Origin of the sequence: Variovorax guangxiensis, assembly GCF_003952165.1 — a bacterium.
In the GTDB taxonomy this organism is placed as follows: domain Bacteria; phylum Pseudomonadota; class Gammaproteobacteria; order Burkholderiales; family Burkholderiaceae_C; genus Variovorax; species Variovorax guangxiensis.
Genome location: NZ_RXFT01000004.1, coordinates 12073 through 23409, shown reverse-complemented (window position 1 = coordinate 23409; position 11337 = coordinate 12073). Strand labels below are relative to the sequence as shown.

General features: G+C 68.1%; 12 protein-coding genes. 6 read left to right on the top strand and 6 right to left on the bottom strand.

What is annotated here, in order from left to right:
- Positions 1-39 precede the first annotated feature (39 nt).
- The 3 genes from EJP67_RS11015 to EJP67_RS11005 are packed head-to-tail and all read right to left on the bottom strand — an operon-like array spanning position 40 to position 4120.
- Positions 40-1161: a Kelch repeat-containing protein gene (locus EJP67_RS11015; protein WP_126021755.1), complete on the bottom strand. Its 1122-nt coding sequence runs from the start codon at positions 1159-1161 to the stop codon at positions 40-42.
- Between the two features lie 23 nt (positions 1162-1184).
- Complete coding sequence (locus EJP67_RS11010; RefSeq protein WP_126021754.1) at positions 1185-2096, bottom strand: lytic transglycosylase domain-containing protein; 912 nt, start codon at positions 2094-2096, stop codon at positions 1185-1187.
- Between the two features lie 26 nt (positions 2097-2122).
- Positions 2123-4120 carry a DNA topoisomerase IV subunit B gene (locus EJP67_RS11005; RefSeq protein ID WP_126021753.1) on the bottom strand — a complete coding sequence of 666 codons (1998 nt, stop codon included), beginning with the start codon at positions 4118-4120 and terminating at the stop codon, positions 2123-2125.
- A gap of 156 nt (positions 4121-4276) precedes the next feature.
- Here EJP67_RS11005 and EJP67_RS11000 point away from each other — a divergent pair, with 156 nt between their 5' ends.
- The 6 genes from EJP67_RS11000 (at position 4277) to EJP67_RS10980 (ending at position 9232) form a co-directional block, all read left to right on the top strand.
- The gene (locus EJP67_RS11000) at positions 4277-5503 is read left to right on the top strand and encodes an MFS transporter (RefSeq protein ID WP_126021752.1); all 1227 of its coding nucleotides are present in this window, start codon (positions 4277-4279) and stop codon (positions 5501-5503) included.
- Positions 5504-5533: 30 nt separating this feature from the next.
- A complete protein-coding gene (locus EJP67_RS33595) occupies positions 5534-5674 on the top strand; it encodes a hypothetical protein (protein ID WP_165909614.1) in 141 nt (46 codons plus the stop codon).
- Positions 5675-5687: 13 nt separating this feature from the next.
- Positions 5688-6257: a class I SAM-dependent methyltransferase gene (locus EJP67_RS10995; protein ID WP_126021751.1), complete on the top strand. Its 570-nt coding sequence runs from the start codon at positions 5688-5690 to the stop codon at positions 6255-6257.
- Between the two features lie 78 nt (positions 6258-6335).
- Positions 6336-7226, top strand: coding sequence for a 4-hydroxy-tetrahydrodipicolinate synthase (gene dapA, locus EJP67_RS10990; protein ID WP_126021750.1), 891 nt, complete (start codon positions 6336-6338; stop codon positions 7224-7226).
- Positions 7227-7370: 144 nt separating this feature from the next.
- Positions 7371-8450, top strand: coding sequence for an outer membrane protein assembly factor BamC (gene bamC / locus EJP67_RS10985; RefSeq protein WP_126021749.1), 1080 nt, complete (start codon positions 7371-7373; stop codon positions 8448-8450).
- A 5-nt stretch (positions 8451-8455) separates the two neighbouring features.
- Positions 8456-9232: an MBL fold metallo-hydrolase gene (locus EJP67_RS10980; protein ID WP_126021748.1), complete on the top strand. Its 777-nt coding sequence runs from the start codon at positions 8456-8458 to the stop codon at positions 9230-9232.
- A gap of 79 nt (positions 9233-9311) precedes the next feature.
- Here EJP67_RS10980 and EJP67_RS10975 read toward each other — a convergent pair whose 3' ends face one another.
- From EJP67_RS10975 to EJP67_RS10965, 3 genes are all read right to left on the bottom strand, one after another.
- A complete protein-coding gene (locus tag EJP67_RS10975; RefSeq protein ID WP_019655983.1) occupies positions 9312-9593 on the bottom strand; it encodes a hypothetical protein in 282 nt (93 codons plus the stop codon).
- Positions 9594-9687: 94 nt separating this feature from the next.
- Positions 9688-10191, bottom strand: a complete 504-nt coding sequence (locus tag EJP67_RS10970) for a hypothetical protein (RefSeq protein ID WP_126021747.1) — start codon at positions 10189-10191, stop codon at positions 9688-9690.
- Positions 10181-11323, bottom strand: coding sequence for a cupin domain-containing protein (locus EJP67_RS10965; RefSeq protein ID WP_126021746.1), 1143 nt, complete (start codon positions 11321-11323; stop codon positions 10181-10183). The genes EJP67_RS10970 and EJP67_RS10965 overlap by 11 nt, the downstream gene beginning before the upstream one ends.
- Positions 11324-11337 lie beyond the last annotated feature (14 nt).

Genomic DNA, 11337 nt, shown 5'->3' with positions numbered 1-11337 from the left:
AGCTGGTGAGAAAAACTTTTGTTGTTGCCGGCTGCGCGTTCAGCCGAGCGTAAAGGCCTCGTGGACCGCGGACTGTACGGCGCCGCCGAGCACCGCGCCGCCGCCGGCCACGTAGATCCAGTCGCCGACGACGGCCGCTCCCACGGCGTGGCGCGGCGTGGTCATCGGGGCGTGTCGCTGCCAGGTGTCGTCGACGGGGTTGTAGCTTTCCATCTGGCCGAACACCTTCGCCTGGCGCGGTACGCCGTCGACGAGGATGCCGCCCTCTCCGCCCATGGCGAAGAAGCGGCCGCGGTACACCACGAGCCCGTGGCCCGAGCGCGCGGTGGGCAGCGGCGAGCGCAGCTCCCAGGTGTCGCGCGCGGGCAGGTAGACGTGGTGCAGGTCGGTGTTGTATTCGAAGGTGTTGAAGCGCCCGCCGATCACGTGGATCCGGCCGCCGTGCGACACGCAGCCCACGTGGTCGCGCGCGCCGGGCAGCGGTTTACGAGTCGACCAGCGATCGGCCTTCGGGTCGTAGACCTCGTGCCAACCCACGCTGGCGCGCTCCGCGGCGGGCTCGGACGCGCCGCCGATCAGGTGCAGCGCGCCGTCGAGCATCACGGCGGCTGCGGCGCCACGCGGACGCGGCAGCGGCGCGATGGCGCTCCAGCGGTTGGCGGCGATGTCGTAGACGTAGGCGTTGGTGTCGGAGCGCCGGTTCTGCTCGACGAAACCGCCCAGCGCGTAGACGCGGCCGCCGTCGGCGGTCACAGCAACGTGGTTGGCACCGCGCGGCAGCGGCGCGCCATCGAGCCAGCGGTCGGCCTTGGGGTCGTAGATGTGGTGGTAGTCGCGGTTGACCTTGCCTTCGCCATAGCCGCCGACCACGTGCATGCGCCCCATCGCCGCGGTGGCCCAGGCCATCTCGCTGCGCGGGATCGGCAGTGCGGCGCGCGGCTCCCAGCGGCCCTGCGGCCCGGGCGGCGCGGGGCTGTCGGTGAAGCGCTGGGCCTCCTGCTCGGGCGTCATGTGGTGCGGCACGCCGCCCTGCAGGCGCGCATAGGGCTCGGCCGAGGAAGGCACGGGCGGCAGCGTGTCGTGCGTGGCCGGATGCTGCGCGCGTGCGCCGCCCGTCACCATGCCGGCGGCGGTCGCGAGAACGAAGCTTCGACGATCCATGGCCTCCTCCCTCCTCCTGCCGATCAGGACAGCGGCGTGCCCGGTGGCGCATCGGCCGCGCCCGTAGGCACTGCCGATGGCTCGGGGATGTCGGGCATGGCCGGCATGTTGCGCGGGCCATCCGACGGCATGTTGCCGCGGCCGAGCGCGCCGCCCTGCGGCACGGTCAGTTCCATGCGGATGCGTCCCGGCGTCTTGCCGCCTCGCACGGCGCCGCTGCCACTGCCCGAAGCCACCGAAGGCTTGAGGTACGCGTACAGCTGCAGCACGGTCTGCACGTAGTTCTGCGTTTCCTTGTAGTTCGGGATCTTGTTGCCCGCCCGCTGCACCGCGCCCTCGCCGGCGTTGTAGGCGGCCAGCGCGAGCTCGATCTGCCCCGGGAACATCGCGATCAGGTCCCGCAGGTAGCGCGAGCCGGCGGCGATGTTGATGCGCGGGTCGAACAGCTTCTTCTCGATGGTCGCGCGCTTGTCCGCCGACACGCCATAGCGCTGAGCCGTGGCCGGCATCAGCTGCATCAGGCCCATCGCGCCCTTGGGCGAAACGGCCTGCGCATCGAAGCCCGACTCGGTGGCGACCAGTGCCTGCAGCAGTTCGTAGTCGATCGCGTGCTTGCTCGCCGCGTCGCGCAGCGCCGACTTGGCGGTCTTGTAGCTGGGCGAGGCCTCGAACATGGCCAGCAGGCTCTGCGAGGCCGGCGGCACCTTGCCGTCGAGCTTGCCCACGCCGCGGCCCAGCGGGGCGATGCCGTTGGCGGTGTCGAAGCTCTGGCCGCCGCGGAAGAAGATCTGGTAGCGCTCGTCGAGCTTCTCGGAGGCGAAGTGCGCGTTGCCCTTGGCGTCGATGTAGCCGTAGATGTCGGTGGCGTGCGCCGGCGCTTGCTGCATGCAAAACAGCAGGACGACCAATGGCAACAAGCGCTTCAAAACCGACATGCGTGCTAGTGGAGGAGAAGGAAAAATCAGACGTCGATATCGACGTCATCGGCGCGCAACTCCATGAGCTCGCGCCGCGCCGCCGCTTCGCCCTTGCCCATCAGCTTGGTGATTTCGCCCTGGGTGGACGTGAAATCGAAGCGGCCCAATTGGACCTGCATCAGGCGCCGGGTGTCAGGATTGAGCGTGGTTTCCCACAATTGTTCCGCGCTCATTTCGCCCAGGCCCTTGAAGCGGCTGATGCTCCAGGCGCCCTCGCGCACGCCGTCCTTGCGGAGCTTGTCGAGCGTGGCGGTCAGTTCGCCTTCGTCCAGAGCATAGACCTTGGAGGCCGGTTTCTTGCCGCGCGCGGGGGCGTCGACCCGGAACAATGGCGGCTTCGCGACATACACATGGCCGGCTTCGATGAGTTTCGGAAAGTGCCGGAAGAAAAGCGTGAGCAGCAGCACCTGGATGTGGGAGCCGTCCACGTCGGCGTCGCTCAGGATGCAGATCTTGCCGTAGCGCAGGCCGCTGAGGTCGGGCGAATCGCCGGGGCCGTGCGGGTCGACGCCGATGGCGACCGAGATGTCGTGGATTTCGGTGTTGGCGAAGAGCCGGTCGCGCTCCACCTCCCAGGTGTTGAGCACCTTGCCGCGCAGCGGCAGGATGGCCTGGCTTTCCTTGTCGCGGCCCATCTTGGCGCTGCCGCCGGCGGAGTCGCCCTCCACCAGGAAGACTTCGTTGTGGCTGGTGTCCTTGCTCTCGCAATCGGTCAGCTTGCCGGGCAACACGGCCACACCGGAACCCTTGCGCTTCTCGACCTTCTGGCCGGCGCGCTGGCGGGTCTGGGCGGCCTTGATGGCCAGTTCGGCCAGCTTGCGGCCGTAGTCGACGTGCTGGTTGAGCCACAGCTCCAGCGCGGGGCGCACGAAGCTGGACACGAGGCGCACCGCGTCGCGCGAATTCAGGCGCTCCTTGATCTGGCCCTGGAACTGCGGGTCGAGCACCTTGGCGCTCAGCACGTACGAGGCGCGCGCGAACACGTCCTCGGGCAACAGCTTCACACCCTTGGGCAGCAGCGAGTGCAGCTCGATGAAGCTCTTCACCGCGTTGAACAGGCCGTCGCGCAGGCCGCTTTCGTGCGTGCCGCCGGCGCTGGTGGGAATCAGGTTGACGTAGCTCTCGCGCACCGGCTGGCCTTCCTCGGTGAAGGCGACGGCCCAGTCGGCACCCTCGCCTTCGGCGAAGTTGTCGGCGTTCTTGTCGGCATGGCCGCTGCCCTCGAACAGCGGAATGACCGGGTCGCTGCTGAGCGTCTGCATCAGGTAGTCGCTCAGGCCGCCCTTGTAGAGCCACTGCTGCGTTTCCTTGGTCTTCTCGTTGACGAGCGTGACGCTCACGCCGGGCATCAGCACGGCCTTGCTGCGCAGCAGGTGGGTGAGTTCGCCCATGGGCAGTGCGGCGGTCTCGAAGTACTTGGCGTCGGGCCAGGCGCGAACCGTGGTGCCCTGCTTGCGCTCGCCGGATTCGAGCTTGCGGACCTCCAGCGCCTCGATCACGTCGCCGCCGCTGAAGGCCAGCTTCGCGACCGAGCCCTCGCGGTGCGTGGCCACTTCGAGCCGCTTCGACAGCGCGTTGGTCACCGACACGCCCACGCCATGCAGGCCGCCCGAGAAGCTGTAGGCGCCGCCCGAGCCCTTGTCGAACTTGCCGCCGGCATGCAGCCGGGTGTAGACCAGCTCGACCACGGGCGCCTTCTCTTCCGGATGCAGGCCGAAGGGAATGCCCCGGCCGTCGTCTTCAACACTGACCGAGCCGTCGGTGTGCAGCGTGACCTTGATCTTCTTGCCGTGACCCGCCAGCGCCTCGTCGGCGGCGTTGTCGAGCACTTCCTGGATGATGTGCAGCGGGTTGTCGGTGCGGGTGTACATGCCCGGGCGCTGCTTGACGGGCTCGAGGCCCTTGAGCACGCGGATGGAGCCTTCCGAATAGCCGGAGGAGGCGGACGATGAGCTGGGGGAAGTCTTGGGGGGAGTCGCCATGGGGGCGGATTGTAGTCAGTCGCGGTTCAAACAACTGGATGCCCATACAGCAGCGGCTTTGATGCGTCCACCGCATCGAAATGCGCCCGATAAATCATCAATGGCTTTGGCCGGCGTGCCACCTGCTCGAGCAGGCGAATAGTTACATTCGAAGTCATGCAATCCCCAGCCGCCCCCGCCCTCTCGGTCAAGCAAGTACTTTTCTGCGGGGCGATGATCGTCACGCTGTCGATGGGCATACGCCATGGCTTCGGCCTGTGGCTGCAGCCGATCACGCAGGCGCAGGACTGGAGCCGGCAGACCTTCTCGTTCGCGCTGGCGGTGCAGAACCTCTCGTGGGGCATCTTCGGCGTGTTCGCGGGCATGCTGGCCGACAGGTTCGGCGCGTTCCGGGTGCTGATCGGCGGCTCGCTCCTCTATGCGCTGGGGCTGTTCGGCATGGCGCATTCGCCGACGCCGCTGCTCTTCACGCTGAGCGCGGGCATCCTGATCGGCGCGGCGCAGGCGGGCTCCACCTACGCGGTGATCTACGGCGTGATCGGGCGGCAGATTCCGGCCGAACGGCGCTCCTGGGCCATGGGTGTGGCGGCCGCCGCCGGCTCGTTCGGGCAGTTCCTGATGGCGCCCATCGAGGGCCGGCTGATCGGCAGCCTGGGCTGGCAGACCGCGCTCGCGGTGGTGGCGGTATTGGCGCTGGTGATCGTTCCCCTGGCCTTCGGGCTGCGCGAGCCGAAGACGGCGGCGCTGGCCGGCCACCGCGAGCAGTCGGTGATGCAGGCGGTGGGCGAGGCCTTTCGCTACCCGAGCTTCGGCCTGCTGATGGCGGGCTATTTCGTCTGCGGCTTCCAGCTCGCCTTCATCGGCATCCACATGCCGACCTACCTGCGCGACCGCAGCCTGCCGGCCGAGGTGGCGGGCTACGCGCTGGCGCTGATCGGCCTGTTCAACGTGTTCGGCACCTACACGGTGGGGCTGCTGGGGCAGAAGCTGGCCAAGCGGAAGATCCTGGCGGCCATCTACTTCGCGCGGGCGGTATCGATAGCGCTCTTCCTGATGGCGCCGATCTCGCCGATGAGCGTGTACTTCTTCTCCGCGGCGATGGGCTTCCTGTGGCTGTCCACGGTACCGGCCACCAACGCCATCGTGGCGGGCATCTTCGGCGTGGCGCATCTTTCGATGCTCAGCGGCTTCGTGTTCCTGAGCCACCAGGTCGGCTCCTTCCTGGGCGTGTGGCTCGGGGGCTACCTGTACGACACCACGGGCAGCTACGACATCGTCTGGTACATCGCGATCGCGCTGGGCGTGTTCGCGGCGGTGGTCAACCTGCCGGTGAAGGAAAGCGCCATTCCGCGCGGTCCGCAGCCGGTAGGCGCCGCGGGCTGATCCGCAGCCGGTTGCGTGTAAAACAGGGCCATGACTCCCCGGATGCGCCATCACATCGTCCACGCAGGCTGGCTGGCCGCCGCGCTGGCGGTGCTGGGCGGCGTGTTCGCGCTGTACGTTCATCCGGACTTTCTGGTAACGCTGGTCGACCAGATCTGGTCCTGCTTCTGAGCGCCGGATCGCTATGAAAGAGATAGCGCCAGTGCACGGCCTGGGTGCACCTTCCGAATGGATCGTCCGGTGGTCGCACCTGCTTGCGACCGGCGCGTCGGTGCTGGACGTGGCCTGCGGCGCCGGGCGGCACATGAAGTGGTTCGCCGGACGCGGGCACGCGGTCACCGGCGTCGACCGCTCTCCCGAGGCTGTCGAGGCGGCAAGCGCGTTCGGCAAGGTGGTCGAGGCCGACATCGAATCCGGCTCCTGGCCCTTCTCCGGCCGGGCCTTCGGTGCCGTGGTCGTCACCAACTACCTCTGGCGCCCGCGCATGGCCGACATCGTTGCCGCTGTGGCGCCGGGCGGCGTGCTGCTCTACGAGACCTTCGCCACGGGCAACGAAACCGTCGGCAAGCCCTCGCGGCCCGACTTCCTGCTGCAGCCGGGCGAACTGCTGACGGCCTGCGCCGGACTGAGCGTGGTGGCCTACGAGGACGGGTTCATCGCGCAGCCGGAGCGCTTCGTGCAGCGCATCGCGGCCGTTCGCCCGCCCGCGGCCGATTCCGGTCTGCCGGCGCGCCGCCTCCTTAAGGGAAACTAAGGGGCCCGGGGCCGCTGTCTGGCGGGACGCGGGAGTAAGTAGAATCGGCGCTTTCGTCCACCGACAAAGAGATTCCCCTTGGAGCAACTGACAGGCAGCATCGTCGCGCTCGTCACGCCGATGCACGACGACGGCAGTGTCGACTACCCCGCCCTGCGGCGACTCATCGACTGGCACATCGAAGAAGGCACCGACTGCCTGGGCGTGGTCGGCACCACCGGCGAATCGCCGACGGTCGATGTCGAGGAGCACTGCGAAATCATCCGCGTCTCGGTCGAGCAGGCCAAGGGCCGAGTGCCCGTGATGGCCGGCTGCGGCGCGAACTCCACCAAGGAAGCCATCGAGCTCGCCAAGTTCGCCAAGGGCGTGGGCGCCGACTCGCAGCTCCAGGTCGTGCCTTACTACAACAAGCCCACGCAAGAGGGCCAGTACCAGCACTTCAAGGCCATCGCCGAGGCCGTGGGCGACCTGCCCATCGTGCTGTACAACGTGCCCGGCCGCACCGTCGCCGATATGGCGCACGACACCGTGCTGCGCCTGGCGCAGGTGCCCGGCATCATCGGCATCAAGGAAGCCACCGGCAACATCGAGCGGGCCCAGTGGCTCATCCGCGAAGTGCCGAAGAACTTCGCCGTCTATTCCGGCGACGACCCGACCGCGGTCGCGCTCATGCTCTGCGGCGGCCAGGGCAACATCAGCGTCACGGCCAACATCGCGCCGCGCAAGATGCACGAGCTGTGCGTCGCCGCGCTGGCGGGCGACGTGAAGCGCGCCATGCAGATCCAGTTCGAGCTCATGCCGCTGCACCGCAACCTGTTCGTCGAGCCCAACCCGATCCCGCTGAAGTGGGCGATGGCACGGCTCGGCCTGTGTGGCGGCGCGCTGCGCCTGCCGCTCACCGAACTCGGCGAAGCGAGCCGCCCCGCGGTCGAAGGCGCCCTGCGCGCCACCGGCCTGCTGAAGGGCTGAGCACTCCTCTCCAGCACGTCCCGGACCTGCCTTTCCCCTGGCCACAGCAAGGTTAAGCAACCTTTTGCCCGAACCGCGCTCAGAGATGGCGGCGGGCACTGCGGCCCCTAGATTGACCGAACCATTCCAACAAGGAAGACGACGTTGAAGAACCTTTCGCGACTTGCACTGCTGGCCCTCGTTGCCAGCCTCGCCGCCTGCTCCGTCCTCGAGAGCGACAAGATCGACTACAAGAGCGCAGGCAAGGCCCCGACGCTCGAAGTCCCGCCCGATCTCTCCCAGCTTTCGCGCGACAACCGCTACGCCATCCCCGGCGGCGCCGTGAGCGCAAACTCGTACCAGGCGGGCATCGCCAACGCGCCCGGCGTCCCCACCGCGGTGGCCAACATCGGCGACGTGCGCATGGAGCGCTCGGGCACGCAGCGCTGGATCGTCGTCAATCGCACGCCCGACCAGCTCTGGGACCCGGTGAAGGACTTCTGGCAGGAAAACGGCTTCCTGCTGACCACCGACCAGCGCAACCTGGGCATCATGGAAACCGACTGGGCCGAGAACCGCGCCAAGCTGCCGCAGGACATCATCCGCGGGACGCTGGGCAAGCTGGTCGACTCGGTCTACTCCACCGGCGAGCTCGACCGCTTCCGCACCCGCCTGGAGCGCACCTCGACCGGCACCGAGATCTTCATCAGCCATCGCGGCATGCAGGAGGTCTACAACAACTCCCGCCAGGACCAGACCGTGTGGCAGCCGCGCCCCAGCGATCCTGAGCTCGAGACCGAATTCCTGCGCCGCCTGATGGTCAAGCTCGGCGTGTCGCAGGAGCAGTCGAAGATCCTGGCCGCGACCACCGCGACGCCCAAGACCGCCACCATCGCCAAGGTCGGCAACCAGCCGGTCGTGCAGATCAGCGAAGGCTTCGACCGCGCATGGCGCCGCGTCGGCCTCGCGCTCGATCGCACCGGCTTCACCGTGGAAGACCGCGACCGCAGCGCCGGCGTCTACTACGTGCGCTACGTGCCGCCGAACCCCGACAAGAAGGAGCCCGGCTTCTTCGGCAAGCTGTTCGGTGGCTCGAGCAAGGCCGAGGCGCCCGCGAAGTTCCGCATCTCGGTCAAGAGCCAGGGCGAATCGACCACGGTGTCGGTGCTCAACGAAGCCGGCGCACCCGAAACCTCGGTCAACGCCGAGCGCATCGTCAAGGTCATCGCCGACGACCTGAGATAACCCGCATGCTCCGCTTCCGAAGCCTCGGCAGCGGCAGCACGGGCAACGCCGCGCTGGTCGAGACGACCAGCGCCGGCCGCACCTCCCGCCTCCTCGTCGACTGCGGCTTCGGCCTCAAGCAGCTCGACCTGCGCCTGGCCCAGGCAGGCCTTGCAGCCAGCGACATCGACGCGGTCTTCGTGACCCACGAGCACGGCGACCACATCGGCTGCGCCCATTCACTGTCGCGGCGCAATCGCATTCCCGTCTGGATGAGCGAAGGCACGTGGCTCGCCACCGGCGGGCGCGACTTCGAGGGCCTGCTGCACCTTGCGCGCGACGATGCCGAGTTCACGGTCGGCGACCTCTGCGTGCAGCCCTTCACCGTTCCGCACGATGCGCGCGAACCGCTGCAATTGCGCTGTACCGACGGCAATCGCACGCTGGGCGTGCTGACCGACCTGGGCCATGCAACGACGCACGTGCTGACCCGGCTGGCCGGCGTGCATTCGCTGCTGCTGGAGTTCAACCATGACAGCGAGCTGCTCGCGAACTCGAGCTACCCGCCCTTCCTCAAGCACCGCGTAGGCGGCAACTACGGGCACCTGTCGAACACCGCCGCGGCCGAGATCGCACGCGCGCTGCTGCACGACGGCATGCGGCACGTGGTCGCGGCGCACCTGAGCGAGCAGAACAACCGGCCCGAGATCGTGCGGCGCCTCATGGCCGAGGCGCTGGGCGGCAACGAGTCGGAGATGCTGACGGCCACGGCCAGCGCAGGCTCGCCCTGGCTCGACGTCTGAGCGTCAGGGCCCTCACGCTCTCCTAAGAAAAAAAGCCGCCTCATGGCGGCTTTTTCATGGCTGATGCAGTCCTTGCTGCTTACTGCTTCGGCGCTTCATTCTTCTTCGCGGCCTCGGTGGCTGCGTTCGCGGCATCGAGCGCCGACTGCGAGCCCGAAGAAGGAGCGGTCGACGACGAGGACGATGCGCCCGGATCGGCCGATGGCGCGGGAGCGGGAGCAGCGGGCGCGGGTGCGGGTTCAGTCACGGGCGCAGGAGGCGGCGTCACTACAGCCGGCGCTGCATCCTCCTTCTTGCCGCAGGCGACGAGCGCGGCAGCGGCAATCAGAGAGGCGATCAGGACGGACGATGACTTCTTCATGGAATCTCCTTTGGCAATGAAGGTCTGGAACGAAAAAATTCTAGACCCGCATATCCGCCTGAATATGTCTCGCGGCCGCATTCGCGGCATTGGCTTACAAGCCGAGTGTCGATGCCGGAAACGCGGGCCGGCCCATGCGCCAGCACTCTTCGATGGCCTCGCGCAATTCGCTGCGCGCGCGTGCGTCTGCGCCGCTCACGCCCCTGCTTCGTTCTGGGTCGATGCGATGCGCGAACCATGAGGGCGTCCAGATGGCGCTCGGCACTTCCATGCCCGATGCCTTGCCTGCGGCCCTGCATTCGATGATGTGGTCCCACATGCGGCGCCATGCGACGAAGCGCGCATGGCCGCGTTCGAGAATGTCGTAGCGCTGCGCGAGCAGCATCAGGCGGCGGCCGCTCGCGGCCCAGGCCTGCAATGCCTCGATGGTCGCGCGCTCGCCGAGGGGCCAGTCGGCGAAATCGGGGTCGCTGAAGACGACCTCCTTCCAGCCTTCGCGCGCCGCGGCCGAGAGTGCGTTGCGCAGGAGCACGTCGAAGGCCTCCCGGCCATCGAAGCGGCCCTCGGGCAATGACGGGCCGGGCGCTTCATCCGGCATGGAGCCACCCTGCTTCGCACCACTCGCCCAGCAGCGCAAGAGCGCCTTCGCTCGCTCGCGAGAGTTCGCGAGCGCCGAGCTCGCGGCGGTCGGCCAGCTTGCGCATCAGCGTCGCATCGGCGCCGCCCGCGCGAAAGCTCTCGCCGTTGATGTAGATGTGCCGCGCGTCGTAGAGCATGCGCGTGCGGCGGTCGAGCTTCACGTGCTGCATGGCCGCTGGCGCCTCACCGCTTTCATCGAACCAGACGTTGGCCTTGGGCTCGGTGAGCGACTCGCCAAGGGCACGGTCGATGGCATCGGCATCGCGTAGCGCCGCCTCGATGGCCTTGCGCGCGAAACCCTGCAGGGCCGCGGGCATCGCGGCGGGCGCATCGACGGCGGGCTGCGTCGGATCGCGGTACCGCGCGAGTTCGGCCGGGCCCGCGTCTTCCAGGTCTTCCGCATAGGCCTGCGCCATGCGCGCCAGCAGGTCGGCACCCAGCTCGCCCAGGGCCGACGAGCGCAGGCCGATGGAATACGTCATGCAGTCGCCGCCCACGGCCACGCCGTCGTGGGCGTATCGCGGAGGCAGGTAGAGCATGTCGCCGGGCTGGAGCACGAAGCTCTGCTCGGGCTCGAAGTTCTCGAGGATCTTCAGCGGCAGGCCCTGCTGCAGCCGCAGGTCGCTCTGTTTGCCGATGGACCAGCGCCGGCGCCCGTGCGCCTGCAGCAGGAACACGTCGTAGCTGTCGAAGTGCGCGCCGACGCCACCGGTATCGCTTGCGTAGCTGATCATGAGGTCGTCGAGGCGCGCGTCGGGCAGGAAGCGGAACTGCCGCATCAGCTCGTGCACGCCCTCGTGGTGCAGGTCGACGCCCTGCACCAGCAGCGTCCATGCCGGCTGCTTCAGCGACGGCAGGGCGCGGCGGGCAAGGGGGCCGTGCTTGAGCGACCAGCCGGCCTTGCCGTGGCGGATGAGGCGCGATTCGACGTCCTCACGCTCGGCCAGGGCGAACAACTCGGAACGCTCGATCGGTGGCACCATCGCGGGTATCGCCTGCCGCACGAGCAAGGGTTTTTTCTGCCAATGCCGCCGCATGAACTGCGCGGCGCTCAGGCCGCCCAGCAGGGGCAGCGGTTTGTTGATCTCCATGGGAGAATTCTGCA